At 67.9% G+C, this 25,261-nt stretch carries 30 protein-coding genes and 3 pseudogenes; 15 read left to right on the top strand and 18 right to left on the bottom strand.

Going from position 1 to position 25,261, the window contains the following annotated elements:
* Positions 1-103 precede the first annotated feature (103 nt).
* Positions 104-2,467: a Tex family protein gene (locus FHX42_RS09105; RefSeq protein ID WP_182544222.1), complete on the top strand. Its 2,364-nt coding sequence runs from the start codon at positions 104-106 to the stop codon at positions 2,465-2,467.
* 281 nt (positions 2,468-2,748) lie between these two features.
* Here the strand turns inward: FHX42_RS09105 and FHX42_RS09100 are convergent, their stop codons facing one another.
* From FHX42_RS09100 to FHX42_RS09080, 5 genes are all read right to left on the bottom strand, one after another.
* Positions 2,749-3,030: a hypothetical protein gene (locus tag FHX42_RS09100; protein ID WP_235987149.1), complete on the bottom strand. Its 282-nt coding sequence runs from the start codon at positions 3,028-3,030 to the stop codon at positions 2,749-2,751.
* Between the two features lie 32 nt (positions 3,031-3,062).
* Positions 3,063-3,290, bottom strand: a complete 228-nt coding sequence (locus tag FHX42_RS09095; RefSeq protein ID WP_182544220.1) for a non-oxidative hydroxyarylic acid decarboxylases subunit D — start codon at positions 3,288-3,290, stop codon at positions 3,063-3,065.
* 27 nt (positions 3,291-3,317) lie between these two features.
* The gene (locus FHX42_RS09090) at positions 3,318-4,745 is read right to left on the bottom strand and encodes a non-oxidative hydroxyarylic acid decarboxylases subunit C (protein WP_182543802.1); all 1,428 of its coding nucleotides are present in this window, start codon (positions 4,743-4,745) and stop codon (positions 3,318-3,320) included.
* A gap of 23 nt (positions 4,746-4,768) precedes the next feature.
* Positions 4,769-5,353: a non-oxidative hydroxyarylic acid decarboxylases subunit B gene (locus FHX42_RS09085; RefSeq protein ID WP_182543801.1), complete on the bottom strand. Its 585-nt coding sequence runs from the start codon at positions 5,351-5,353 to the stop codon at positions 4,769-4,771.
* 135 nt (positions 5,354-5,488) lie between these two features.
* On the bottom strand, positions 5,489-6,124 hold the full coding sequence (locus FHX42_RS09080; protein ID WP_182543800.1) for a UbiX family flavin prenyltransferase: 636 nt from the start codon (positions 6,122-6,124) through the stop codon (positions 5,489-5,491).
* A gap of 191 nt (positions 6,125-6,315) precedes the next feature.
* Between FHX42_RS09080 and FHX42_RS09075 the strand changes: the two genes are divergently transcribed.
* Entirely contained in the window at positions 6,316-6,765 is a 450-nt protein-coding gene (locus tag FHX42_RS09075) for a MarR family winged helix-turn-helix transcriptional regulator (RefSeq protein WP_182543799.1), read from the top strand.
* Between the two features lie 67 nt (positions 6,766-6,832).
* Positions 6,833-8,770: an ABC transporter ATP-binding protein gene (locus FHX42_RS09070; RefSeq protein ID WP_182543798.1), complete on the top strand. Its 1,938-nt coding sequence runs from the start codon at positions 6,833-6,835 to the stop codon at positions 8,768-8,770.
* 120 nt (positions 8,771-8,890) lie between these two features.
* Here FHX42_RS09070 and FHX42_RS09065 read toward each other — a convergent pair whose 3' ends face one another.
* The gene (locus FHX42_RS09065) at positions 8,891-9,541 is read right to left on the bottom strand and encodes a hypothetical protein (protein ID WP_328796001.1); all 651 of its coding nucleotides are present in this window, start codon (positions 9,539-9,541) and stop codon (positions 8,891-8,893) included.
* 119 nt (positions 9,542-9,660) lie between these two features.
* Here FHX42_RS09065 and FHX42_RS09060 point away from each other — a divergent pair, with 119 nt between their 5' ends.
* Together FHX42_RS09060 and FHX42_RS09055 are read left to right on the top strand one after the other, a co-directional pair.
* Complete coding sequence (locus FHX42_RS09060) at positions 9,661-10,365, top strand: YqeB family protein (protein ID WP_220480088.1); 705 nt, start codon at positions 9,661-9,663, stop codon at positions 10,363-10,365.
* A gap of 26 nt (positions 10,366-10,391) precedes the next feature.
* A complete protein-coding gene (locus tag FHX42_RS09055) occupies positions 10,392-10,994 on the top strand; it encodes a TetR/AcrR family transcriptional regulator (protein ID WP_182543797.1) in 603 nt (200 codons plus the stop codon).
* Positions 10,995-11,038: 44 nt separating this feature from the next.
* On the opposite strand, the gene FHX42_RS09050 is transcribed toward FHX42_RS09055, so the two are convergent.
* Genes FHX42_RS09050 through FHX42_RS09035 form a run of 4 tightly spaced genes read right to left on the bottom strand, consistent with a single transcriptional unit; the run spans position 11,039 to position 14,547 of the window.
* On the bottom strand, positions 11,039-11,644 hold the full coding sequence (locus tag FHX42_RS09050; RefSeq protein ID WP_182543796.1) for a response regulator transcription factor: 606 nt from the start codon (positions 11,642-11,644) through the stop codon (positions 11,039-11,041).
* Complete coding sequence (locus FHX42_RS27350; protein ID WP_182543795.1) at positions 11,641-12,849, bottom strand: sensor histidine kinase; 1,209 nt, start codon at positions 12,847-12,849, stop codon at positions 11,641-11,643. The genes FHX42_RS09050 and FHX42_RS27350 overlap by 4 nt, the downstream gene beginning before the upstream one ends.
* Positions 12,850-12,871: 22 nt before the next feature.
* The gene (locus FHX42_RS09040) at positions 12,872-13,612 is read right to left on the bottom strand and encodes an ABC transporter permease (protein ID WP_182543794.1); all 741 of its coding nucleotides are present in this window, start codon (positions 13,610-13,612) and stop codon (positions 12,872-12,874) included.
* Positions 13,609-14,547: an ABC transporter ATP-binding protein gene (locus tag FHX42_RS09035; RefSeq protein WP_407926223.1), complete on the bottom strand. Its 939-nt coding sequence runs from the start codon at positions 14,545-14,547 to the stop codon at positions 13,609-13,611. The genes FHX42_RS09040 and FHX42_RS09035 overlap by 4 nt, the downstream gene beginning before the upstream one ends.
* A 185-nt stretch (positions 14,548-14,732) precedes the next feature.
* On the opposite strand from FHX42_RS09035, the gene FHX42_RS09030 reads away from it, so the two are divergent.
* Both FHX42_RS09030 and FHX42_RS09025 read left to right on the top strand, forming a co-directional pair.
* A complete protein-coding gene (locus FHX42_RS09030; RefSeq protein WP_182543793.1) occupies positions 14,733-15,080 on the top strand; it encodes an ArsR/SmtB family transcription factor in 348 nt (115 codons plus the stop codon).
* On the top strand, positions 15,073-15,546 hold the full coding sequence (locus FHX42_RS09025; protein ID WP_182543792.1) for an SRPBCC family protein: 474 nt from the start codon (positions 15,073-15,075) through the stop codon (positions 15,544-15,546). The genes FHX42_RS09030 and FHX42_RS09025 overlap by 8 nt, the downstream gene beginning before the upstream one ends.
* A gap of 25 nt (positions 15,547-15,571) precedes the next feature.
* On the opposite strand, the pseudogene FHX42_RS09020 reads toward FHX42_RS09025, so the two are convergent.
* Both FHX42_RS09020 and FHX42_RS27730 read right to left on the bottom strand, forming a co-directional pair.
* A pseudogene (locus FHX42_RS09020) lies at positions 15,572-15,712 on the bottom strand (DUF397 domain-containing protein); the annotation flags it as partial.
* 154 nt (positions 15,713-15,866) lie between these two features.
* Positions 15,867-16,490, bottom strand: a pseudogene (locus FHX42_RS27730) (DUF5753 domain-containing protein); the annotation flags it as partial.
* Between the two features lie 231 nt (positions 16,491-16,721).
* Here FHX42_RS27730 and FHX42_RS09010 point away from each other — a divergent pair.
* Genes FHX42_RS09010 through FHX42_RS09000 form a run of 3 tightly spaced genes read left to right on the top strand, consistent with a single transcriptional unit; the run spans position 16,722 to position 18,912 of the window.
* Positions 16,722-16,928 (top strand): hypothetical protein, encoded by a 207-nt coding sequence (locus FHX42_RS09010; protein WP_182543790.1) that lies wholly within the window; start codon positions 16,722-16,724, stop codon positions 16,926-16,928.
* A gap of 56 nt (positions 16,929-16,984) precedes the next feature.
* The gene (locus FHX42_RS09005) at positions 16,985-17,770 is read left to right on the top strand and encodes an IclR family transcriptional regulator domain-containing protein (protein WP_182543789.1); all 786 of its coding nucleotides are present in this window, start codon (positions 16,985-16,987) and stop codon (positions 17,768-17,770) included.
* A 17-nt stretch (positions 17,771-17,787) separates the two neighbouring features.
* Positions 17,788-18,912 carry a methyltransferase gene (locus FHX42_RS09000; RefSeq protein WP_182543788.1) on the top strand — a complete coding sequence of 375 codons (1,125 nt, stop codon included), beginning with the start codon at positions 17,788-17,790 and terminating at the stop codon, positions 18,910-18,912.
* 43 nt (positions 18,913-18,955) lie between these two features.
* Here FHX42_RS09000 and FHX42_RS08995 read toward each other — a convergent pair whose 3' ends face one another.
* Positions 18,956-19,339 carry a VOC family protein gene (locus FHX42_RS08995; RefSeq protein ID WP_182543787.1) on the bottom strand — a complete coding sequence of 128 codons (384 nt, stop codon included), beginning with the start codon at positions 19,337-19,339 and terminating at the stop codon, positions 18,956-18,958.
* A gap of 156 nt (positions 19,340-19,495) precedes the next feature.
* Here FHX42_RS08995 and FHX42_RS08990 point away from each other — a divergent pair, with 156 nt between their 5' ends.
* Together FHX42_RS08990 and FHX42_RS08985 are read left to right on the top strand one after the other, a co-directional pair.
* Positions 19,496-20,359, top strand: a complete 864-nt coding sequence (locus FHX42_RS08990) for a sugar phosphate isomerase/epimerase family protein (protein ID WP_182543786.1) — start codon at positions 19,496-19,498, stop codon at positions 20,357-20,359.
* A 146-nt stretch (positions 20,360-20,505) separates the two neighbouring features.
* Positions 20,506-21,306: a type VII secretion target gene (locus tag FHX42_RS08985; RefSeq protein ID WP_328795999.1), complete on the top strand. Its 801-nt coding sequence runs from the start codon at positions 20,506-20,508 to the stop codon at positions 21,304-21,306.
* 193 nt (positions 21,307-21,499) lie between these two features.
* Here the strand turns inward: FHX42_RS08985 and FHX42_RS27345 are convergent, their stop codons facing one another.
* Positions 21,500-21,772 carry a hypothetical protein gene (locus FHX42_RS27345; protein ID WP_328795998.1) on the bottom strand — a complete coding sequence of 91 codons (273 nt, stop codon included), beginning with the start codon at positions 21,770-21,772 and terminating at the stop codon, positions 21,500-21,502.
* A 74-nt stretch (positions 21,773-21,846) separates the two neighbouring features.
* Between FHX42_RS27345 and FHX42_RS27340 the strand changes: the two are divergent.
* From FHX42_RS27340 to FHX42_RS08970, 3 genes and pseudogenes are all read left to right on the top strand, one after another.
* Positions 21,847-22,260: pseudogene (locus FHX42_RS27340) on the top strand (hypothetical protein); the annotation flags it as partial.
* Positions 22,261-22,397: 137 nt separating this feature from the next.
* The gene (locus FHX42_RS08975; RefSeq protein ID WP_182543785.1) at positions 22,398-22,676 is read left to right on the top strand and encodes a YbaB/EbfC family nucleoid-associated protein; all 279 of its coding nucleotides are present in this window, start codon (positions 22,398-22,400) and stop codon (positions 22,674-22,676) included.
* The gene (locus FHX42_RS08970) at positions 22,676-23,146 is read left to right on the top strand and encodes a hypothetical protein (protein WP_182543784.1); all 471 of its coding nucleotides are present in this window, start codon (positions 22,676-22,678) and stop codon (positions 23,144-23,146) included. Before FHX42_RS08975 ends, FHX42_RS08970 begins: the two co-directional genes overlap by 1 nt.
* Here the strand turns inward: FHX42_RS08970 and FHX42_RS26515 are convergent.
* From FHX42_RS26515 to FHX42_RS26500, 4 genes are all read right to left on the bottom strand, one after another.
* The gene (locus FHX42_RS26515; protein ID WP_235987148.1) at positions 23,134-23,412 is read right to left on the bottom strand and encodes a hypothetical protein; all 279 of its coding nucleotides are present in this window, start codon (positions 23,410-23,412) and stop codon (positions 23,134-23,136) included. The genes FHX42_RS08970 and FHX42_RS26515 overlap by 13 nt on opposite strands.
* A 72-nt stretch (positions 23,413-23,484) precedes the next feature.
* Positions 23,485-23,697, bottom strand: a complete 213-nt coding sequence (locus tag FHX42_RS26510) for a hypothetical protein (protein ID WP_235987147.1) — start codon at positions 23,695-23,697, stop codon at positions 23,485-23,487.
* A complete protein-coding gene (locus FHX42_RS26505; RefSeq protein WP_235987146.1) occupies positions 23,690-24,643 on the bottom strand; it encodes a zinc-binding dehydrogenase in 954 nt (317 codons plus the stop codon). The genes FHX42_RS26510 and FHX42_RS26505 overlap by 8 nt, the downstream gene beginning before the upstream one ends.
* Positions 24,538-24,966, bottom strand: coding sequence for an alcohol dehydrogenase catalytic domain-containing protein (locus tag FHX42_RS26500; protein WP_235987208.1), 429 nt, complete (start codon positions 24,964-24,966; stop codon positions 24,538-24,540). Before FHX42_RS26500 ends, FHX42_RS26505 begins: the two co-directional genes overlap by 106 nt.
* Positions 24,967-25,261 lie beyond the last annotated feature (295 nt).

Raw genomic sequence — 25,261 nt, 5'->3', positions numbered from 1 at the left:
GTTTTGAGTAAGCACTGGCCACACGTGGGACCAGCGCCACTCGGGGCCGACTTCCGCTCCGGCCCGAACGCCGGAGCTTCCGTCGATGGGAGACCTCGTGACGATGTCGGTTCATCACAGGATCGCCGAGGAACTCGGCGTGGGTGCGGGTCAGGTACGGGCGACCGTCGAGCTGCTCGACGAAGGGGCCACCGTGCCGTTCGTCGCCCGTTACCGCAAGGAGGCCACCGGGGGGCTCGACGACACGCAGCTGCGCACGCTGGACGAGCGACTGCGCTACCTGCGTGAGCTGGAGCAGCGGCGCACGGCGATCCTCGACGAGATCCGCAACCAGGGCAAACTCGACGAGGTGCTCGAAGCGCGGATCATGGCCGCGGACTCGAAGGCGCGGCTGGAGGACATCTACCTCCCCTACAAGCCCAAGCGGCGCACCAAGGCCCGGATCGCCAGGGAGGCCGGGCTCGAACCGCTGGCCGAGCTGCTGCTCACCGACCCGAGCCAGGATCCGCCGACCGTCGCCGCCGACTACGTCGACGTCGAGAACGGTGTCGCCGACGCTCCGGCGGCGCTGGCGGGGGCCCGTTCGATCCTGGTCGAGCGCTTCGCCGAGGACGGCGACCTCCTCGGGCAGCTGCGGGAGCGGATGTGGACGCGGGGCCGGTTGTCCTCGCGCGTGCGCGAGGACAAGCAGGAGGACGGGGCGAAGTTCTCCGACTACTTCGACTTCGCCGAGCCCTTCACCAAACTGCCCTCCCACCGGATCCTGGCGCTGTTCCGGGGCGAGAAGGAGGAGGTCCTCGACCTTTCGCTGGAACCGGAGGCCGCCGACGAGCAGCCGGAGGGCCCCAGCGAGTACGAGCGCCTCATCGCCGCCCACTTCGAGCTCTCCGACCTGGGGCGTCCCGCCGACTCCTGGCTCCGGGAGACCGTGCGGTGGGCCTGGCGCACCCGGATCTTCGTCCACCTCGACCTCGACCTGCGGGGTCGCCTGCGCCAGACGGCCGAGGACGAGGCCGTCCGGGTCTTCGCCGGTAACCTGCGGGACCTGCTGCTGGCCGCGCCCGCGGGCACCAGGACGACGATGGGGCTCGACCCGGGATACCGCACCGGCGTCAAGGTGGCGGTGATCGACGCGACCGGCAAGGTGGTGGCCACCGAGACCATTTATCCGCACAAACCCCAGCAACGGTGGGACGAGGCGCTGGCCACGTTGGGACGGCTGGTTCAGCAGCACGGCGTCGAGCTGATCGCCATCGGTAACGGCACCGCCTCCCGCGAGACCGACAAGCTCGCGGGCGAGCTCGTCAAGGCCGGCCGGGGACTGACGAAGGTCTCTGTTTCGGAGGCGGGCGCCTCGGTGTACTCCGCCTCGTCCTACGCCGCGCGGGAGTTGCCGGAGCTGGACGTGTCGCTGCGCGGGGCCGTCTCGATCGCGCGCAGGTTGCAGGACCCCCTGGCCGAGCTGGTCAAGATCGATCCCAAGTCGATCGGTGTGGGTCAGTACCAGCACGACGTGGCCGAGACCAAGCTGTCGCGCTCCCTCGACGCGGTGGTCGAGGACTGCGTGAACGCGGTCGGCGTGGACCTCAACACCGCCTCGGTGCCGCTGCTGACCCGGGTGTCGGGAATCAGCGCGGGGCTGGCGGAGAACATCGTGGGGCATCGTGACGCTCACGGCCCGTTCCGCACCCGCCAGACGCTGACCGAGGTCACGCGGCTCGGTCCGAAGACCTTCGAGCAGTGTGCGGGCTTCCTGCGCATTCCCAACGGGGACAACCCGCTGGACGCCTCCAGCGTGCACCCCGAGTCATACCCCGTGGTGGAGCGCATCTCGACGGTCACCGATCACGACATCGGTGCGCTGATCGGCAACACCAAGGCACTGCGCGCGCTCAAGCCCGCCGACTTCGTCGACGACACCTTCGGGCTGCCCACCGTCACCGACATCGTCTCCGAGCTGGAGAAGCCGGGCCGGGATCCGCGTCCGGGATTCGAGACCGCGACCTTCGCCGAAGGTGTGGAGACGCTGGCCGACCTCAAGTCCGGCATGGTGCTGGAGGGAGTGGTCACCAACGTGGCCGCGTTCGGAGCCTTCGTCGACGTCGGTGTCCACCAGGACGGGCTCGTGCACGTCTCGGCGATGTCGAAGTCGTTCGTCAGCGATCCGCGCGACGTGGCCAAACCCGGCGAGGTCGTGCGGGTCAAGGTCATGGACGTGGACGTGGCCCGCAAGCGCATCTCACTGACCCTGCGGCTGGACGACGAGGTCGAGTCCGGCGGCAAGGAGAACGCGGAGTCCGGTGACGGACGCCGGGACAACGGCAAGCGCGACGGCGGCAAACCGCGCTCCGGCGGCAAGCAGGACCAGAACAGGTCCGGGCAGGGCAAGCAGCGTCAGGGCCAGGGCGCCACCAAGGACGGCGCGCTCGCCGACGCCCTGCGCCGCGCGGGCTTCGACAACGGCTGAGCGACACTGCCCCAACGGTGAGCGCGTCGTTCCGGCGGTGATACTGCCAGAACGGCGCGCTCACCACGGTTGGAATCACTCGTTCTCGTCGCCCGACCCGCCATCCGCTGGAACGCCTTCCGCGACGACCTCCGCACCGGCCACTTCGACAGCTGATCCGGCACCCGCGACACCACTTCCGCACGAAGCGATCGAGGCGGTAACCATGCTTCCCCAGTAGGTGGTTACCCGGTTTCGCGCGAAACCGGACTCCCCCCTGCGTGCCCCGGGTGTCGCCGGTACTACATGCCCACCGTGCGGACGCGTTGGAAGGGCCACTGGTGAGGATCACGGTGCAGCAGGCCCTCCGGTGGATCCGGCAGTCTCGCGGGCTCGCCGTCGAAGTGGGCGAGTACGACCGCCCGCTGCTCCTCGTCCTGCTCGGAGCGGTACACGTGCACCCCTCGGCAGTCGGCCTGCTCCCGCAGGTACGGCACGGCCTCGTTGTCGAGCCACTCGACCAGCTCGTCGATTCTGCCCTCGGCGGCCCGGGCCTCCCACATCAGCGTGTCGTTCGAACTCAACGCTCCCACTCCTCTCAGCTGAATCGAGTGTTTCAGCCGCGCCCGCGCAACGCCGGGATTGCTGGCACCTCGGGAGCGTTGTCGATGTCGGCCTGGGTCATCTTGAACGCTTCGGGATAGGAGTCGCGCTTGGTGCGGCGGTCCGGTTCGGTGGTGCGCCACGTGTACAGGCAACGCTGGCACTGCAGCACCTCCCACGCCCCGGCCACGGGCGATCCCGCGAGTTTGCTGATGCTTTCGTGCGCGCAACGAGGGCACATCGGTGTGAATCCTTCCTTCCCCAAGAGTCAGCTCCTGCCGTGCATGAGGTTCTGCAGTTTCTCGACCCAGGCGCCGGTCTCGGGCAGGTCGGTGACGGGCTGGCTGTAGTGGCCGCGGTTGTCCGGTGAGACCGGGGTAGTGGCGTCGATGACCAGCTTGTTGCTGATTCCCGGCGGCTGCGAGCCCGGATCGAGCTCCAGCACGGACATGTTGGGCAGGTTGACCAGGTCGTTCGCGGCGTTGACCTTGCTCGACAGTGCCCACATGACCTGGGGCAGGTTGAACGGGTCGACGTCCTCGTCGACGACGATGACCATCTTGCAGTAGCCCAGCCCGTGCGGGGTGGTCATCGTCCGCAACCCCACCGCCCTGGCGAATCCGCCGTAGCGCTTCTTGGTGGACACGATCGCCAGCAGCCCGTGGGTGTACATGGCGTTGACCGCCTGCACCTCGGGGAACTCCGCGCGCAGTTGCTGGTGGAGCGGCACGCAGGTGGCCGGGCCGATGAGGTAGTCGATCTCGGTCCAGGGCATCCCGAGGTACAGCGACTCGAAGATCGGGTCGGTGCGGTGGGAGATCCTGTCGATGCGCACCACGGTCATGTTGCGGCCACCGGAGTAGTGCCCGGTGAACTCCCCGAAGGGCCCCTCGATCTCCCGCTTGCGGCCCTCGATCACGCCTTCCAGCACGACCTCGCTGCCCCAGGGCACGTCGAAACCGGTCAGCGGCGCGGTCGCGATGGGAGCGGGGGTTCCGCGCAGTGCCCCGGCCATCTCGTACTCGGACTGGTCGTAGCCCAGCGGTGTGCCCGCCACGATGGAGATCATCGGGTCATTGCCCAGGGCGATCGCCACCGGCAGGTCCTCGTCGCTCTGCTCGGCCTTACCCAGGTGCAGGGCGATGTCGTGCATCGGCACCGGTTGCATGCCGAGCTTGTCGGTGCCCTTGACCTCCAGCCGGTAGGTCCCGACGTTCTGCTTGTCGAAGTTGTCCGGCTCGTCGGGGTCGCGGGAGACCACGGCGGCCTTGTCGAGGTAGAAACCACCGTCACCGTCGTTGAGCCGGAACAACGGCAGCACGTCGAACAGGTTCACGTCCTCGCCCTCGAGAACGTTCTCGCTCCACGGCGGGTCCTGCCTGCGTTCGGGAGTGACCGGGAAGTTCTCCCAGCGCCGGATGAACTCCTCGACCTGTTCCTTGGTCGAGGTCGCGGTGGGCAGGCCCATGGCCACGGCGTGGTTTGCCCAGGACCCGTGCGCGTTCAGCGCGATCCGGGCGTTGGTGAAGCCGGTGACGTTGTCGAAGTACAGCGCGGGGGCGTTCTCGCCGAGCCGGGCCGCCGCGTTCGCCGCCGCGGCGAGATCGGGTTCGGGGTCGACCTGCTCGTCGACGTGCAACAACTGCTGCTGCTCACCGAGTTCTTCCAGGTAGGATCGCAGATCGTCGTAGGCCATCGTTGCTCCTTGTCTCGATGGGGTCATCGCGCGCGGCGGCGTGCTTCGCTCAGACCGTTCCAGCGACGTGCGTCCGGAGCGGGTAGGCCGAACTGATCCAGCACCCTGGCGACGACGTGATCGACGACGTCGCCGACCGACTCGGGCTGGTTGTAGAAGGCGGGCATCGGCGGCACCACCGCGGCGCCCATGCGCGTCAGGGCCAGCATGTTGTCCAGGTGGATCTCGCTCAGCGGTGTCTCGCGCGGAACGAGCACCAGCTCGCGTCGCTCCTTCAGCACGACGTCGGCGGCACGTCCGATGAGCCCGTCGGCGTAACCGGCACGGATCCCGGCAAGCGTCTTCATGCTGCACGGCGCGATCACCATGCCGTCCGTGCGGAAGGACCCCGACGAGATCGACGCGGCCTGATCACCAGAGCCGTGCACCACGTCGGCCAACTTGGCGACCTCGTGAGCACCGTAAGGAGTCTCCAGCTCGATGGTGGTTCGCGCCCAGCGGCTCATAATCAGATGGGTTTCCACCTCGGGGTTACCGCGCAGCGCCTCGAGCAACCCCACCCCCAGGGGCGCACCGGTGGCGCCGGTCATACCGATGATCAGTCGCATCGCTCTCGCCGCTTCACTTGTTCGTGTACGAACGTTCGTACACATACTAGCACGCGGTCCACGGCAGCACCCTCCTTCTCCTGGAGAACCGGGTCACAGCCGAAACCGGGGAAGAAGCCGTCGAGACAGCCGGCTTTACGTCAGCGAACGCTCACGCTGTGCCTGCGCCTGCCCCCCGCTCCACGCGTAGTAGTCCGTCTGGTCCAGCCCGATGAACCCCAGCAACCGCGTGGTGAACTCCTCGTACATCTGCTCCACGCTCTGCGGCGCGTTGTAGAAGGTGGGGATCATCGGGTACACGATCCCGCCCGCCTCGGTCACCTGCGTCATGTTGCGCAGATGGATCATGTTGAACGGGGTCTCGCGCACGCACAGCACCAGCTGCCTGCGTTCCTTCAGGCACACGTCGGCGGCGCGTTCGATCAGCGAGTTCGCCTGCCCCTGGGCCACGCGGCTCATCACCCCCAGCGCGCAGGGAACCACCACCATGCCCCAGCTCGGATAACTGCCGGACGTCGGCGCACCGGCGAGGTCGTCCGGGGCCCACGAGGTGACCTTCTCCCTGCCGTCACCGAGCAGTTTCTCCACGGGGTCGTCGTCCTCGGAGCCGCCGAACTCGTGCGCCATCAACTTCCGCCCGGCGTCCGAGACGATCAGGTCGACATGCTCCACCCGCGAGTCCCTGTTCAGAGTGGAAAGCACGTGCCACGCCATGAGCGTGCCCCCGGCTCCGGTCACCGCCACCGTGATGTTGCGCCGCTGCTCGGCCATCCTGCCCCTCCTGCTTTCGTCGAGGAATCCCCGACGGAAGAAAAACACAGCCCGGCGCCCCTCGCAGGGTGGTAGGACTCGGCGAGGACCGGGACCATGTGAACGTTCTCCTGCATATGGGCACGAGAACCGAAGATCGTGCACTAAAATGCCTGTCCGGACCCTCGAGAACACGTCGGAGTGAAATCCCAGTGGAGCTGGACAACGCCGTCTTTCACCTGCTCAGACGCGCGCTGCAAGAACACACCGCGAACTGGCAGGCTCAGCTGCCACGGATGACCAAGCCGCAGTACGCCGTCCTGCGCGCCGTTTACGAGCATCCGGGACTCGAACAAGCCGCCCTCGGACAGCTCGCGGCCATCGACAAGGCGACCCTGGCCTCACTGCTGCTGCGCCTGGAACAACGGGGGCTGCTGCTGCGTACCGTCGACGCCGGTGACCGGCGGCGACGACTGTTGCAGCTCACCGACGAGGGACGGGCGACACTGGAGCAGGCGGCCCCCGTCGCCGATTCCGTCGACTCCGCCATGCTGGAACGGCTGCACCTCCACGAACGGGATCAGCTGCGCCAGCTGCTGGGCAAACTCACCGCGCCACCGGAGAGCGCCCCCGAGGCCGAGAGCCCCGGCACACGGCATTGACTTCGACCTTACTCGAAGTATCAAGCTCTGTGAGCACGCCACACCATTCCCGTTTCGAGGAGAACCCATGAACGGCGCCGGAGTCGGCTGGGAGACCATGCGGTCACTGGCCAGCGACCAGTCGGTCACCCGCCAGAAACTACCCCCCGGCCTCGCACACCGCATCGCGCGCTACGCACGCCCGTACATCGGTGTGATCGTGCCGTTCTTACTACTGGTCGCGGTGGCAGCGGTACTCGGAGTCGTCACCCCGCTGCTGTTCAAGGCGATCATCGACAACGGCATCGTTCCGGGCGACATCGGGGTGGTCGTCTGGCTGTCCGTGGCGACGGCGGGGGTGGCCCTGCTGGAAGCGGTGCTGTCGCTGCTGCAGCGGTGGTACTCGGCCCGCCTGGGTGAGGGCTTCATCTACGACCTGCGCTCGGAGGTCTTCGACCACGTGCAACGGATGCCCGTGGCGTTCTTCGTCCGCGCACAGACGGGGGCACTGGTCAGCAGGCTCAACAACGACGTGATCGGTGCCCAGCGGGCGTTGACCAGCACGCTGTCCTCGGTGGTGTCCAACGTGCTCAGCCTGGTGCTGGTGCTGGGCACGATGTTCGTGCTGTCCTGGAAGATCACCCTGATCGCCCTGGCCCTGCTACCGCTGTTCCTGTTCCCGGTGCGCTGGGTCGGGCGGCGCCTCCAGCGCGTCACCCGCGAGCAGATGGTGGTCGACGCGGAGATGAGCTCGCTGATGACCGAGCGCTTCGGCGTCGCCGGCGCCACGCTGACCAAGCTCTACGGTCGGACCGACGACGAATCGCGCACCTTCTCGGGGAAGGCCGCGCGGGTGCGCGACCTCGGCGTGCTCTCGGCGATGTACAGCCGGGTGTTCTTCGTGGCCCTGACACTGCTGGCCGCGCTGGCCACCGCCGTCGTCTACGGGCTCGGCGGCTCGCTGGTGGTCCTCGGCTCCTTCCAGCTCGGCACGCTGGTGGCGCTGGCCTCGCTGCTCACCCGGCTGTACGGACCGCTGACCGCGCTGTCCAACGTCCACGTCGACATCATGACCGCACTGGTCAGCTTCGACCGCGTCTTCGAAGTGCTGGACCTGCCCCCGATGATCGAGGAGAAGCCGGACGCGGTGTCCCTGCCCCGGGACTCCTCCCGGTTGGAGTTCGACTCCGTGTCGTTTCGCTACCCGTCGTCCGAGGAGATCTCGCTGGCCTCCCTGGAGTCGGTGGCACGCGAGGACAGCACTCCCGCCCACGAGGTGCTGCACGACGTCTCGTTCACGGCCGAGCCCGGCCAGATGATCGCGCTCGTCGGACCCTCCGGAGCGGGAAAGACCACGATCACCAGCCTGGCGGGACGGTTGTACGACGTGGATTCGGGCAGCGTCCGCGTCGGTGACCACGACGTGCGGGACGTCCGGCTGGCGTCGCTGTACTCGACGGTCGGCGTGGTCACCCAGGAACCGCACATGTTCCACGACACCATCCGGGCCAATCTCGTCTACGCACGCCCCGACGCCGACGACGCCGAGCTGTTCGAGGCACTGCGCACGGCTCAGCTCGAAGGACTGCTCGCGGAGTTGCCCAACGGACTGGACACGATCGTCGGCGACCGCGGGTATCGCCTCTCGGGTGGCGAGAAGCAGCGGCTGGCGATCGCCCGGCTGCTGCTGAAGGCACCGCCCATCGTGGTGCTCGACGAGGCCACGGCCCACCTGGACTCGGAATCCGAGGCGGCCGTGCAGCGCGCGCTCAAGACCGCGCTGACCGGGCGCACCTCACTGGTGATCGCTCACCGGTTGTCGACCATCCGCGAGGCGGACCGGATCCTGGTGATCTCCGAAGGACGCATCGCCGAGCAGGGCAGTCACAGCGAGCTGCTGGAGCACGGAGGGCTCTACGCCGAGCTGCACCACACCCAGTTCGCCGACCAGTCCCACGCGAGCCTGCCGGAGGCTCCGGAGAGCCCCGCCCCGTCCGCGGACGGCGTCCCCGTCGGCGGAGCGTGAACGCGGCGCGGGTGTTCTGTCGGTTTCGCGCGAAACCGGGTTCCGACTCTTGCACCGGTGCCGCTGTAACCTCTGCTCGTTGCGCCGGTTTCGCGCGATCCGACGGCATCGGAAAGGCCTCTAGGACAGCAGCGCGAAGAGTCCGCCACCCACCACGGCGCCGAGCACTCCCCCCGTCGCGACCTGCGGCACGGTGTGGTCCCGAACCCTGACGCGGGACCACGCGATGGCGATCACCAGCGGCGACAGCCCCCACAGCGCGGGACCGTAGGTCTCGGCGAGCATGGCCACGGTTCCGGAAGCCACGGCGGTGTGCATCGAGATCTTCCACCGCAGAGTGACCGCACACGCCGCCAACAGAGAAATGACCATGCTGATGTCGAGTGCCGTCAGCAGCCACGGAGCACCACCGAGCAACAGCATCCCGAGACCGATACCGCTCAGCACGATGATCACGAGGAACGGAACGAGTCGTTCCTGTCGGTTCCGGACGTGATGCCCGTCCCAGCGCCCCGACCGCGCACCCCACACGAGCACCATCATCGGCAGGATGCTGCTGGTCAACACCACCAGTAGCCCCCAGCCGACAGCGGCCCCCGGCTCGCCGGTCGCCTCCCGGGCCACCGCCAGCGGCAGCACCACCACCAGAATCCACGGCGCCAGCAGCTCGGTCAGCATCCGGGCCAACACGTCGCCAACCGCGTACCGCGGCTCCACCGAAGCACCGGCCACGCTCGATCCATCTTGGACGTACTCTGGCTGACTGTTCACGAGACTCCTCCGTCGCAACCGATGCCGAAAGCAACGTATCGGACTGTCCGAGCCGTACCGAACCACCTGGTCCGGCACGTGAGCTTGATAAACCGATCAGTCGGTCTAATAATGAGTACGTGCTCTCCACCTCGCGCAACACCGACGCCGACCCCGAGACCGTCGTGGCCGAACCGGCATGGATCCGTTACGGATCGTGGCTGGGCTGTCCGCTGCTGGCGGCCGGAGCCGGATGGCTCGTCAAGGAGGCGGCCGAATGGTTGGTCACGCTCCCCTGGCTGCCCGTCCCGGGGCCTGTAGCACTCGCCGCATCGATCCCCCACGGCACGCTCGTGGCGCTCGTGCTCGGGGCGCTCGCCGGACTGGCCTTCGCCTTCCTCTGGGCCCGGGAAAGACTCAGCGTGATCGTGTCGAGGGAAGCGGTCGCACTGAAGCGCGACGGGACCTCGCGGGAATTCGCGGGAACCGATGTCGGTGCGGTGTTCCAGGACAGCGGGGAACTCGTCCTGCTCGCCCCCGGGGGGAACGAACTGGCCAGGGAGGAGTCCGATCTCCCCTTCCGCCACCTTCGGGAGGCGTTCCTCGCGCACGCCTACGCGTGGTGCCCGGAAGGTGACCCCCACGCCACGGAGTACCAGCTGTGGGTGCAGGACGCCCCCGGGCTGCCGAGCGGGGCCGGCGCTGTGCTCAAGGCCCGCGAGCAAGCACTGCGCAAGAACGACAAGAAGGAAGCGACCGTGCTGCGCGCGGAACTGATCAAGCTGGGTATCGTGGTACGCGACGAGGACAAACGCCAGTACTGGCGGCACGGCGCACAGCGCTGACACGCCGCGTCCGGTCACGAGGAGCCATGCGCACAGTCGATCCCGCCAAGCACGAGGCCAAGCGCCGCCACATCCTCGACACCGCTGCGGCCTGCTTCGCCAGGAAGGGCTTCGACAGCACCACAGTCGCCAACATCTGCGAAGCGGCCGGGATCAGTTCGGGCAGCCTGTTCCACTACTTCCCCAGCAAGAGAGCGATCTTCACGGCCATCTTCGAGCAGGACGAACGCGACATCGCCAAGTACGTGGCCGAAACCGCCGACTCCGATGACCCCTGGGGCGATGTTCTCGGCCTCGTCGACACCCTCGTCGAACCACTGGCCGACCCCGCCAACGCCGGGCTCGTCATGGAGCTGGTCCGGCAGGCCGGTCGCGACGACGAGTTCGCGGCGATGGTCGCCCGCAGCGACAGCGCCACGCGCGAGGGCCTGACCGAGCTGCTGCGCCGAGCGGCCGAGCAGGGTCAGATCGACGACTCCCTCGACCTGGCCACGGCCGCCACCTGGATCACGGCCCTGGTCGACGGGCTGTTCAGCCGCGCCAGCGTGGACACCGAGTTCACCCCGCTGGAACAGCTACCCACCCTGCGCCTGATCCTCACCCGCTCCCTGCAAGCCGAACCGCGCTGACCGGCGTCTTCTCGGGCGGTGCCAGCACCAGCTCGTCGCGGCTTTCACAACCAGCCGCGCTGTTCGGCGATCCGGTGGGCGCCGCCCCGGGTCTCGGCTCCCGTCTTGCCGATCGCCGCGGACAAGTGATTACGGACCGTACCCACGGTCAGGTGCAAGGATCCAGCGATCCTGGACACAGTACTGCCGTCGGCAGCCAGGGCGAGCACCTCACGCTCCCGCTCCGTCAGCGGATTGGGGCCTGTCACCAGTGACTCCGTTGCCAACGAAGGATCCACGACCCGTAGCCCGCTGTGAACGCGGCGAACCGCGTCGGCGAGCTGTTCCGGTGGAGCGTCCTTGACCAGAAACCCGCGGGCACCGGCGGACACGGCGCGCGTCAAGTAACCCGGCCGTCCGAACGTGGTGCAGATCAGGATCTTGCAGGAGGGCAGCTCCGTACACAGCTCCGCTATGATGACCAACCCGTCCTTGCCCGGCATCTGCACGTCCAGCAACACCACGTCGGGGCGACACCGACGCGCTTCGGGCAGTACCTCCTCTCCGGAACCAACCTGGGCGAGCACCGTGATGTCCGCTTCGAGATCGAGCACCGTGGCCAGCGCACCCCTTACCAGGGGCTGGTCATCGGCGACGAGGACTCCGATCACGACGTTTCTCCCGCCTCGCGCGTGTATCGCGGCGTCGTGTCCTCGGCGCCGTCCCGTGCAGTGCTGGTCGACGGCTCATCGGGCACGCTCGCGCGGACGACGAATCCACCCTGCCCGCCGGGACCGGCTTCGAAAGATCCGTCGAGCTCGCGAACCTGCTCCGCGAGACCGTTCAGGCCGTTTCCGGTCTCCTCCTGACCGGCACCGGCACCGGCACCGTCGTCGATCACTGTGATCCAGTCCCGGCCGAGCCGAACGCCGACCCGGTGCGCACCCGAGTGCCGCACGGCGTTGGTGATCGCCTCACGCAGCACGTACCCGAACACCTGCCGCGATCTCGAATCCACGTCATCCACCGCGTGGGGGAGTTCGGCCTCGATCCCAGCCGCGCGCAACGTTTCACCGGCCGCGGCCAACTCACCGACCAGGGTGGTTTCGCGATATTCCGAGACCGTGGCGCGTACGTCCGTCAGGGCTTGCCTACCGAGCCGCTCGACATCACCGATCTCGGTGATCGAGCGGTCGACGTCACCGGTCTCCAGCACACGCCGTGCGGTCGAAGCCTTCACCGTGATGGTGGTCAGGCTGTGACCGAGGATGTCGTGCAGGTCCCGGGCGAAACGCTCCCGCTCCTGCTCGACCGCGAGCGCGGCGACTCGGTCACGTGCCCGCTTGAGCTCGGCGTTGGCATCGAACAGCCGAACCATCAGTGCCACGGCCGTGGTCACCGAAACGAGAACGGCGAGGTTCGGGAACTGCTGGGAGAAGGTTCCGGTCTGGACGGCGCCGACCGACAGCCCGAACACGACCACCGACGTGATCGCCGCCGTGGCCACGGTCGACAGCAGCACCGCCACGATCCCCAGCGCGCACAGCAGCACCCAGAAATTGCTCGGATCCGTCAGCCCGATGAAGCCCAGCCCCGTCGCGAGCAGCACCAGGCAGAAAACCAGCCGCGCGGTCGAACTCATCTTCGTCGAGACCGGGACCGCGATCACGCAAGCGGCGCTGTACACCACGCCGACGATCACCGCGGTTACGCTGCGTTCGTCCTCCACCCGGGACAGCGCGTCCAACCACGCGGGAACCAGCATGAGGCTGAACAGCACGGCCAGGGCGGGAGCGAGTACCCAAGAACCGTGATCGGTCACGGAGGACCCGGACGGCAGCCGGCGCTGCCATCGCCGCCCGATCAGCTTTCCCATGGCACCGTGCCCCTCCGAGCGCTCATAACCGTGCCGAGTCCCTGCGGTAGCGCCAGACCACGACCGTCGACAGCACGGTCCCCCATCCGGCGAGAACCATCGCGGCGAGAAGAGCGTCGTGCCCCGGCTGGATACCCGCGCGGCCGATCTCGGCGAGCCAGTAGCTGGGCACGAACCGCGCCAGCGTGGTCCACCACGGCGGGAGCATACCCAACGGCATGAACAGCCCGCCGAACATCGCCAGCACCAGCATTCCGACGATCGTGAAGTTCTGTACGTTGTCCTTGTTCGCCCACTGGCCGATCAGCAGGCCGAGGACCGCGAACGGCAACGAACCCGCCCACACCCCGAGCGTGGCGTGAAACCAGCCGGTCACGTCCAGGGTTACTCCTTTGGCCAGTACAGCCACGAGCGGGACGGCGATCGCCGTCGGCAGCGCGACGAACATACCCACGGCGGTCTTGCCGAGCAGATATCCGCTCCCGGTCAACGGCGTCAACCGCAGCTGACGTTGCCAACCGACGACCCGTTCGTGGACCACGCGGGTGCCGACCAGCAAGCCCGAGGTCATGACTCCCCACGCGGACATACCGATCATGGTCGTGGCGGCGTAGTCATCCGCCGGGCTCCCGCCGGGGACCATGCCTTCGAACAGCATCGTCTCCAGGAGGTAGAACACCGCCGGGAACCCGATCGTGAACAGCAGCGTTCCGGGGGCGCGCAGAGCGCGTCGCATTTCCAGACCGAGGTATCCGAGGTTCACGACCGCACCGCTTCCGCCTGGTCGCGTTGAACGTCACCGGTCAGCGCGACGAACGCTTCGTCGAGGCCGACTCCGGTGACTTCGATGTCACGTGCGTGCGGAAAGCGCGACAGCAGCGCACGCAACGTCGTGTCGGAGTCGGAGCTGACCACCACGACCTCGTCGTGGCGGATCCCGACGTCGGCGACGGCGGGCAGTGCCCGCACGGCCGATTCGACAACACCCGGAACGGTGGCACGCAGGGTCCGTCCGGCGGCCAGGGCACGTACCTCGGCCACGGCCCCGTCCGCGACGATGCGGCCGGACTTCATGAACACCACCCGGTCGGCGAACTCCTCGGCCTCTTCCAGGTAGTGCGTCGCGAAGACCACCGTCCTGCCGCTGTCGGTGTAGTCCCGCATCGAGTGCCAGAACTCGCGCCGGGTTCCCACGTCCATGGCTGCCGTCGGCTCGTCGAGCAGCAGCAGGGCCGGATCGCTGACCAGCGCGAGCGCGTAGCGGACTCGTTGCTGTTGACCACCCGAGAGCCGCGTGGACGGCCGCTTGACCAGGTCCTCGATTCCGGCTCGGCGAAGCGCCTCGCGGACCGTCAGAGGAGCGTGGTGCAACGAGGCGACCATTCCCAGCATCTCCCCCACGGTGGCGTCGTCGAGCAGCGCGCCCGTCTGCAACATCGCCGCGATCGCTCCCCCGCGCACCGCCCGTTCCGGCTCGGCACCGAAGATCCGAACCCGTCCGGAGTCCGGCCTCGTCAGTCCGAGGATCATGTCGACCAGCGTCGACTTGCCCGCCCCGTTGGGACCGAGCAACGCCATCACCTCGCCCGGAGCGATGCCGAGGTCGACGCCGTCGACGGCACGGACCGGGCCGTGGTCCTTCCGCAGTCCGCTGATGTCGATCGCGGTACCGGTGTGATCGGTGCCCCGTTCACCGATGCCCCTCGAAGTCGTGTTTCGTCGCACGGCTCTCACCCTGCCGACGAACGCGGCCACCCGCGTAGGCCGATCATCACGGACCACTCATGACAGGTGTCATGGTCGGACCGTACTTCCTGTTGACGGAGACATCGGCAGAACGCATAATCAACCTACCGGTTGTTCAATCAGAAGGTTAATCAAATATGACGGACGATCAGCTCAGCCTCACCTTCGCCGCGCTGGCGGATCCGACGCGACGGGCGATCCTGGCCCGGTTGTCAACGGGCGAAGCGACGGTCAACGAGCTGGCAGAACCCTTCTCCATCAGCATTCAGGCAGTCTCCAAGCACCTGAAGCTGCTCGAACGAGCGGGGCTGATCAGCCGGGGCCGCGACGCGCAGTGGCGGCCGTGCCGACTGGAGACCGCGCCCCTGGAAACCGCCTCCGACTGGATCCAGCGCTACCGGGAGGACTGGCGCGACCGCTTCGACCGGCTCGATCAGGAGATCCAAACCATCCAACGAAGAGAAAAGGGAGAAGACCATGAGTGAGACGGAATTCGTCATCGAACCGGGCAGGCAGGACGTCGTCATGACCCGCGTGTTCGACGCACCCCGCGACGTGGTGTTCAAGGCGGTCACGGACCCCGAGCTCGTCCCCAGGTGGTGGGGCCCGCGACGCTACGAGACCAGCGTCGACCACGACGAGGTCCGGCCCGGCGGGCGCTGGCGCTACCTCAACCGCGACACCGACGGCACCGAGTACGCCTTCAACGGCGTCTACCACGACGTCGTCAACCCCGAGCGGATCGTGCGAACCTTCGAGTTCGAGGGCATGCCGGGCCACGTCTGCCTCGACACGCTCACCCTCGAGGAGGTCGACGGGAGGACGAAGTACGTGAACGTCTCCGTCTTCCAGTCCGTGGAGGATCGCGACGCCATGGCCCAGACCGACATGGAGGAAGGCGCCGGCGAGACCATGGACCGGCTCGCCGAGCTCCTCGGCTCCATGCGCTGAGGACTGCGGCTCCGGCGGAAAGTCGTCAGGCGGAGGGCACGCCGTTGTCGAGGGCTTCGAGGAAGCGTCCCCACCGGGCCGCGCCGAACCGCAGGACCGGCCCGGCGGGCTCCTTCGAGTCCCGCGCGGCCACGGCACCGGGAAGGAACGCGATCTCGACGCAGTCGGACCCGTTGCTGCTCTAACTCGACCTCCGCCAGACCGGCTTGTCGTCGGCGGTGCTCATCAATCCTCCTCGACCAAGTGAGTGCGTCCGCGCGTTCTCGGACAGCTTCGGCGGACTCGGTCTGCGACAGCGCAACAGAACGCGGTGCTTCGGCGTTCCGCGCATACGCCCCGACCTGGTCTTGGTCCTGGACGTAGACCGCGCCGCCGGGAATCTCAACATAGCCAATCGACCGGGCCTCGTCGAAGTCCAGGACCGTGAACCTGCCCTCCAGACCATCACGACGGCCGACTGCCGCAGGAACGATCAGCACCTCGACGTTCGGGCGTTCGGATATCGTCACCAGGCGTTCGAGCCGACCCCGCATCGTGGCAGCACCGTCGATCGGCCGATCGAGAACCGGTTCCTCGATCAACGCCGTGAGGTGCGGGGGCGATTCTTCGCCGAACAAGCGCTGCTGTCGTTCCATCCGCAGGCCCACGAGACGTTCACCCTGGTCCGGACGAACCCGGGAACTCGGTGACGTCATCCCGGCGGCGTAATCAGCCGTCTGCACCCAGGCGGGGAGCACGAGAGGGGCGTACGTGGTCTCACGAACCGCGAGCCCCTCCAGGCCGACGAAGGTGCGCAACCAGTCCGGGATCACGTCCACCCACGGAGCCAGCCAAGTTCGCTGATCCGCACGACCACACAACGAGGTCAGCCGCTCCACGGCCCAGTTGGGAGCACCGTAGAACTCAAGCAGTCCAGCGATCTGCTGGGGCTGCGGGAAGTACATGCCCTTCTCGAAGTGACCGACCAAGCTCGACGAGCAACCGATCGCCACTGTTCACCACCGAGGAGGTTGGGGTGACCACCATCGAAGATCCCATCGACTGGGCACCCGCGCCGGAGGAGCACGTCGTGATCGAGGCGAAGCTGCGGTGTCCTCCCCGCCTCTTCGCGCTCTGCGAGCTGGAACGGGACGAGGAGGGCGAGCTGATCGTCGGCAGCGTGCTCGCCCGGTGGCATGGAGTTCGACCACCGCGCGGAGGTGGTCAACTCGGACGGCGGCGGATGGGGCAGCTTCGGGTCGGCGGAGCGGGCGGCGCGGTTGTTCTCCCACACCGGCGAGGTCCGGCTGGTCCGCTCCGGCGCGGAACGGCTTTCCTGGTTCGGTGGGCGGGGTGTCGTCACCGGCCACCCCGCCCACCGCAGACAAGCCGCACGGACGTGAAAAGGACAAAGTAGGGTAGCCGAGTCGGTTGCAGTGGTGTCGAGCAAGAGGCGGGAATGGTCGAGGAGCGCGGGGAACACTTCGTCAAGTCCTTCGAGCGCGGGCTGGCGGTACTGCGGGCGTTCTCGGCCGAGCGTCCCGAGCTCACGCTGACCGAAGTGGCCGAGGCGGCGAACCTGACCCGAGCCGGTGCTCGTCGGTTCCTGCTGACGCTGGTCGACCTCGGCTACCTGCGCATGGACGGTCGCCGATTCGCGCTGACCCCGCGCGTGCTGGAGTTCGGCTACGCCTTCCTGTCCGGCAGCCCGCTGCCCAAGATCGCCGATCCGCACCTGCACCAGCTCGCCGAGGACCTGCGCGAGAGCACCTCGGTGGGGGTCCTGGACGGTCACGACATCTACTACGTGGCCCGCGTTCCCAGCTCCCGCCTGCTGTCGGTGGCGATCACCGTGGGCAGCCGCTTTCCCGCGCACGCGAACTCGATGGGCAAGGTGCTGCTGGCCGGGCTCGACGACGCGGAGCTCACCCGCAGGCTGGAGTCGATGGAGTTGGAAGCACTGACGGCACGCACCATCACCGACGAGGACGCCCTGCGCAGCGAGATCGAACGGGTGCGCAGTCGCGGATGGGCGCTGTCGGACGGCGAGCTCGAGGAGGGCCTCCACGGCGTGGCCGCTCCCCTGCGCGACCGGTCGGCGAACGTCGTCGCGGCCCTGAACGTCTCGCTGCAGACCCACAGCACCGAGGACGCCGTCATCCGGCGCGAGGTCGTGCCGCCGCTGCTGGCCACGGCCTCGCGCATCGAGGCCGACTTCAGCCTGCACCCGGTGCAGAGCTGTTGAGCCCGCGAGGTGACTCCGTGGTCGAGCGGGAGTTCGTTCGCTGGGTCGAGGACGGCGAACAACGCAGCGCCCGGTGGCGTTCCGAGAACGGAGCGCCACCTCCCGAGCGCGTGGTGATCGCCGACGACGGCACGAAAGCCGATACCGCCTACCGGATGGCCTGCGAGGGCACGGCGATGCTGTGGCGGGGCGACTTCCAGAACGCACGCCAACTGCTCCAGGCGATGGCGCGGCGCGCCGACCGCAAACGTCCCAAGCGAGCCACTTCCGCGGCTCAGAGCTTCCATCTGCACCGCCAAGCGCAGGGACAACGCGCGCGCAAGCTCGCGATGCTGCTGATCGAGCTCGAGCCGGATCACACCATCGCGCTGCGGCGGGCTCCCGACGTCCGGCAGGCCTGCACCGAAGCCTACGGGCCGGGTGGTGAGAAGTCGGTGCTCTCGTTGCGCGAAATCCTGGGAGTCGTCGGAGCGCACGAATGGCGCGAGAAAGGTGTTCTCGTCCCGGGGCTCGACGACCGCATCCACCCGCATTACGGCGTGTTCTCCCCGGTACGCGGCGAGTACGCCCGGCTGGCCGCCGAGGCGCCGCTTCCCTCCTCGGCGCTGGCCTTCGACATCGGTACGGGCACCGGCGTCCTGGCCGCCATCCTGGCCCGGCGGGGCGTCGAGCGCGTCGTGGCCACCGACCAGGATCCGCGTGCGACGGCGTGCGCGCACGAGAACCTCACCCGGCTGGGACTGTCCGAGCGGGTGGAGCTCGTTCCGGCCGACCTCTTTCCCCCCGGCCGCGCCCCGCTGATCGTGTGCAACCCGCCGTGGATTCCGGCCCGCCCCAGCTCCCCGCTCGAACGGGGGATCTACGACCCCAAAAGCCGCATGCTGCACGGCTTCCTCGACGGGTTGCCCCAGCACCTGGAGCCGGGCGGCGAGGGGTGGCTGGTGCTGTCGGACTTCGCCGAGCACCTCGGGCTGCGGAGCCGGGAGGAGCTGCTCTCCGCGATCGACGCGGCGGGGTTGACCGTGGTGGAACGTCGGGACACGACACCGAGCCATCCTCGTGCCTCCGACGAGACCGACCCGCTCCACGCGGCTCGTGCGGCCGAGGTGACCTCCCTGTGGCGCCTGACCCCGCGCCGGTGAACGCTCACCGAGGTTTTCCGGGCGCGGTGTCCGGCCGGGTGTGTCACTGACCGCTGCCGTAGGGGCGAGTGAGGATTTCCAGGTTGTGGCCGTCGAAGGCCTCGAAGTACACGCCCCGGCCGCCGTCATGGGTGTTGATCTCACCGGGTTGGTGGTGCCCCGGATCCGCCCAGTACGACAGCCCCCTGTCGCGGATCCGCCCGAAGATCTGGTCGAACTCGCTGTCACCGACCAGGAAGGCGTAGTGCTGGGAGCGGACCTCACCTTCGGTGTCGGCGAAGTCGAGGGTGACGTCGTTGTCGACCTTCACCGTCTCGAACGGTCCGAACGGCTCCGGCTGCGGCAGCCCCAGCAGGTCGGCCAGCAGCGCCGCCGATTCCTGCTTGTCGTGCGTCGCGACGATGGTGTGGTTGAGCTGAACCGCCATGATGGGACCTCTTTCGCCGGGACGTCGTCTCCACGCTAACGTCGGCAACGTAGAACTTCGAGCGCGCTGGAAGTCAACACGACTCGCCATCGCGGCTAGGCTGGCGAGAAAGATCCACTGCCACGGTGACGAGCACGTCAGCCTGAGGAGGCGCACATGAATCCCCTCGGTATCCACGCGGGTGTCTGGGTCGGCGGCTGGAGCCCCGAGGAGACCCGGCTGGCGGTGAGCAGGACAGCAGAGGCCGGTTACGACCTGATCGAGCTGACCGCCACCGACCCCTCCGGCATCGACACGAAACTGGTGCGGGACCTGCTCGACGAGCACGGCCTGACCGCGTCGGCCTCACTCGGTCTGACCTTCGACGCCGACGTCAACAACGAGGACACGGCGGTGGTACGGCGTGGACGCGCGAAACTCGGCACCGCGCTGGAGCTGGTGGCCCGGATCGGCTCGACCCACTTGGTGGGCGCCCTCTACTCGGCGCTGGGCAAGTACTCGGCACCGGCGACGAAGAAGGCGCGCGCCAACTCCGTGGCCGCGATCCGCGAGCTCGCCGGGCAGGCCGCCGACAGCGGCGTCACGCTCGGCCTGGAGATCGTCAACCGCTACGAGAGCAATCTGCTCAACACCACGCGACAGGCCCTGGAGTTCCTCGACGAGGTCGACGCACCGAACGTGCTGATCCACCTGGACACCTACCACATGAACATCGAGGAGGGCGACTTCGCGCGGCCGGTGCGGGAGGCCGCCGACAGGCTCGGTTACGTCCACGTCGGGGAGAGTCACCGCGGATATCCGGGATCGGGCACGATCGACTTCGCGACGTTCTTCCGCGCCCTGGTCGACGCGGGCTACGAAGGTCCGGTCACCTTCGAGAGCTTCTCCTCGGCCGTGGTCGATCCTGCGCTGTCCAGCACGCTCGCGGTGTGGCGCGACCTGTGGGACGACAACGAGGACCTGGCCCACCACGCCCACCGCTACATCACCGACGGGCTGCACGCCGCCCGGTGGCGGTGACCACCTCGCCGTGACTCGCCCGGTCGGGTACCGCGACCGGAGGACATCACCCGTTCGGAACCGCTACCAGCGACGATTCACAGTCATCAGGACCGTCGACCACGGAATCAGTGGTCCGAAAGAATAATTTCGACCGTTCCGCCACGGTGACGGTCGGAACCTGCCATACTGCTATTCTGACGCAGATTACACCGGAACAGATCGCCCAACACGCACACGACGCGGGTTTCCGTGGCGAGGATCTGACCACGTCGGTTGCCGTGGCCCTGGCCGAGTCCGGGGGCGACACCGAGGCACACAACGACACGCCGCCGGACAATTCCTACGGTCTCTGGCAAGTCAATATGATCGGCGACTCAGGAGAGAACCGGCGCGGCCAGCTCGGTCTCGACTCCAACAGCGGGCTGTTCGACCCGGCAGCGAACGCCGCGGCGGCTCACGACATCTACGATTCCCGGGGAGACTCCTTCAAACCCTGGACGACCCACGAGAACGGGGAGCACGAGAAGCACCTCGACGAGGCCCGCAAGGCGGCCGAGCAGGTTACCGGCGGGGGTGGCGGTTCCGCGAAACCCGATCCGGGAGGAGGATCTCGGAATCCCGAGGCGGGAGGCGGGAACGGGCCCGGACCCGGCGACGGTTTCGACGTGGACACGGACTACTTCTTCGACTACGCCGAAAGGGCCGCGGAGGTCTCCGATGAGCTGAATACCGTCAGTGACCGAACCGTGCACGAGGTCAGCGGAATCGCAGCGGACACCTTCGGCGACATCGGCGGGGAAACCGGGTTCACGGACGCGCTGACGAGTTTCGGCAAGAGCCTGGAGAAGCAGATCAAGGCGACCGGATCGCAGTCCGGGAAACTGGGGGACGCGGTGGCGAAGGCCGCGAAGACATACCAGGAGTCCGACGAGCAAGCGGCCGACGAGTTCAGGAAAATCCTGTAACCGGAACGGGGTACACCGGAGTGGACATCACGGGAATCGTCAACGGGCTGGCCGGTGAACTGGTCACGCACCAGGGAAAACTCGAGGGCAGGGCGGCCGGGTCGCACCAGGCGCAGACCGCCTTGGAGTCGGCGGCCGACTCCGTCCGCGAACAGCGTGACGCGCAACGGAAGGCAGCCGAAACACTGGTGGATCACTGGACCAGTAACACGGCGGACGCGTTCGAGAAGAAGTCGGCGATGCTCGGCAAGGATCTCGCCACCACGGCGGAAGCAAGCGCGCAGGCCGCGAAAATCGTCGCCGAGGTGATCCGCTCCCTGGACGGCAGACACACCACGGTCGGCGACCTCATCAGCGACTTCGTCACGAAGGCGTCACAGTTCCTCAAGGCCGGACTGGCCGCCTTGGGCATCGCGGCACCCGCGGGCCTGATGAGGGTGATGGCCAGCGTCTCGGACCTCGCCAACCGCTACATCCACGAATCAGGGGGACAGCTCAAGGAAGCCCGCGCCGAGTTGGAGGAAGCCGCCCGGAAACTGCGTGCGCTCCAGAAGGAGCTGGACGCCGACGGAGTCGCCGATCCCGACAGGAGCGGGAAGAAACCCGCCGAGAGGGGCGGCGAAGGCGGGGAGACCGGCAAGGAAGACGGCAAGGACGGGCCGAATTCCGCCAAGGTCGAGAAGATCCTGGACAACGCGCGCGAACACCTGGGTTACCACGAGGGCCCCAACAACCAGAACAAGTGGGGGCCGACCGGATCGCCCTGGTGCTCGTTTTTCGCCACCTCCATGTGGCAGGACGCGGGAGTCGACGTCAAGGACGTACGGTTTCACCGGGGACGTCTACGAATGGGGACAAAGACAGGGCACCGCCTACGACCAGGGAGCTCTCTCCGAACAGGCACGCCCCGGTGACGCACTTCTTTTCGGCAGTGGACCCGAGCAGGGAAACAACAAGCACATCGGCATCATCGAAAAAGTGGACGGAAACACGATCACCACGATCGAGGGAAACTCCGAAGACCAGGTGGCGCGGCGCACCTACACACTTCCCGAGGATGCCGACAAATTCTACGGAGGGGTGCATCCGACGTGACGACCACGGGAAGCGCGCGGCGAGACGGTATTTCGGTCGAGGTGGCGCCCGGCGGAGCGCTGCGCTCCCTGGAACTCGAACAGGGCGCGTTGCGGCTCGGGGGCACGGGCCTGGCACGGGCGATCACGGCCGCCGTCGACGAGGCGACCGAAAAAGCCGACCAAGCCGCCGCGCAGGCGATGAAGGCGGGACTCGACGGAGTGAGCACCGAGGAGCTGTCCGCGTTGGGGCTCGGCGACTCGGAGGCCACCACTTCGGCCACCTGGAGGTACTGATGAGCACGGACGAGCGCAGCGTCGACGGACTGATCCGGATCGCCGAGGACATCCCCGAGACGACGGACTTCGCCGCCGGGATGGACGCCATCCGCAATACGGCACGAGGCGAGGGCATCGCCCTCTCGGTGGACCTCCAGGGCAAGCTGGTCGACCTGACGCTGGACGACCGGGCCCTCGCCCTCGGTCCGCACCGGCTGGCCGCGGAGATATCCCGACTGAGCGACGAGGCGAGTACTCGTTCGCTGCAACAGGGCATGCGAGCGATCACCACGGAATGCGGCGAGCGCATCGCGGAGGCGATCGGCGCGTACGTCAGCACCGACGACTCCGATCAGCGGGGGTCGGGGCAGGAACCGGGTTCCGCCCGGGACGACGAAGGCTTCGACGCCACCGGGCCCACGATGGAGCCCCTGAGCTCGCCGCGGAGGGGCCCTTGGCAGCATTCGGGTTGGGATCAGCGCGGTTGACCGCCCTGCACCGTGGGACGTGAGTCCAGCAGGGTGCGTGCTGCGTCGTGCTGACGGCGGCGGAACTCCTGGTGTCCCCACGCCCGCACGTGGGCGAGGTCGGGGGCTTCGACGCTGACGGGCAGCTCGGCGGGAACGGCCTCCAGCAGCGCGGGCAGGTCGAGCTCCCCCTCCCCCGGCACTTGCCGGGCCGCGAGGCCTTCCCGCTGGGTGGGGTTACCGCCGAAGACCTGCCTCGCGAGGAAGTCCTGCGTCCGGGGCCGCAATGGTGGGCGCGCCGGGGCGCGTCGGCGATCTGGAGGTACGTCAGCAGCGCGGGATGGAGGCCGCGCACGTCCTCAACGGTGTTGCCGCAACGCTGTAGGTGCAGGGCGTCCAGCAGGACGCCCCCCTCCTTCCGACCGCTCGGCGATGCGGCGCGCCTGCTCCAGGCTGTTGACCCGCTTGTAGGACATGGCCTCCACGGCCGGACGAATCTCGTAGAGCCGGGCGCGTTCGACCAGTGCCGCGAACGTGTCGGCCGCCCGGTCCGGATCGGGATCGTCACACATGACGTTGAGGAAGTGGGCACCGAGGCGGACGCCGGGGTCCAGGACGTGATCGTAGTCGGCCACGCGGGTGTCCGGCCCGATCGAGAGGATCTCGATGTCGAGCACGCCGACGCCGGTGCCCCCCAACCTGCACGGTCTCCAGTAGCAGGGGAGAACCGACGTCGACGGGCCATCGCCGCTCCTGGCCGTTGGTCGTGGTCAGCCGGACTCCCACGGAGCCGAAGCCGGCCCGTGCGGCCAGGGTGACCAGCTCCGGCGGTGCGAGGTCCGGGGCGGTGAGATGACCGACCCCGAGACGACGGTGCCGATCGGACATGAGGACTCCTTCCATCCGGCCCGCGCATGGTTCGCGCGCTCGGTCGGAGGGCGTACCCGTGGTCACCGGTCGACGGTCCATCGGGACAGGTCGATCCACGACTTGCCCGGGACCTCGCGCGCGCCGGTGAGCGCGCTGTCGGCCCCGTGCGGGCGTGGCCGTGGCCTGGGTGATCCGTTCGGGTTCGAGGTCACCGCCGAGCGAGGCTCTGGTCCGCTCGAAGTCCCCGGGGTGGTCGTAGATCAGGGCTCCGCGCAGCGTGAACCGGCGCTGCACGATCTGCTGCGTGACCAGGGAGCACGGCGCGGTGCTCTGACCGATCAAGGATCCTACCGCGGTCTTGTCCGCCGCGTTCAGCGCGTCGCGGAAACCGGGCTCACATCCGGAGGATTCGAACACGTAGCGGTAGGACCCGTCCTCCGGGGTGGCGACCTCGGCTCCCAGCTCCGAGGCCAGCTCCAAGCGCCCCTGGTGAGGTTCGCTGACCAGCGGGCGCGCTCCGAGAGCCAGCAGGCTCTGGCAGATCAACAGTCCCTGGGAACCGGCACCGACGACCAGGCAGGTCTCCTCCGGTCCCACGCCGCAGTCCCGGACGGCCCGCTGGGCCACCGCGAGGGGTTCCACGCGCACCAGGCCGCTCGACGGACCATTCCGCGGGGACCGTCCAGGCGAACTCGGCGGGCACGACGGCGAACTCGGACAACAGGCCGATTGATCCCGACGATGCCGCGGTTCTCACACGCCGAGGTGCGCCCGGTACGACACCAGGTGCAGCGCAGGCAGCAGTAGTTGGGTTCGACCACGGTCTCGCCGAGGCGCCGCTCGGAGACTCCCGTGCCGACGGCGACGATCTCTCCGCACCCCTCGTGACCGGGTATCCACGGCATCTCCGGCAGGTCCCGCTTGCCGTCGTAGACCGTCAGGTCCGAGCCGCAGAGGCCGACTCCGCGCATCCTGACGAGCACGTCGCCCTCGCCGGTTCGGGGGTCGGCCAGTCGTCACGGAGTTCCAGCCGGTGCAGGGCGGTCAGGGCGAGGGCCTTCACAGGACCACTCCCGGATGCCACGGCTCGGCCGCGCGGGCAGGTCGGAAACCGGCGACAGCGCCGGGAGCTGACATCATCCACCAGCTAGTGAACGCATTACGAACATAATTTCTTTATACGAACTTCGGCCTAGACCGCCCTCGAAGACAACGTCAACACGCGCGGCGATCACCGCGAAAACGACAGCATCAGAACCCCAGGAA

Origin of the sequence: Halosaccharopolyspora lacisalsi (assembly GCF_014137975.1) — a bacterium.
GTDB classification, from domain to species: Bacteria; Actinomycetota; Actinomycetes; order Mycobacteriales; family Pseudonocardiaceae; genus Halosaccharopolyspora; species Halosaccharopolyspora lacisalsi.
This window is presented reverse-complemented; position numbering and strand designations above follow the sequence as displayed.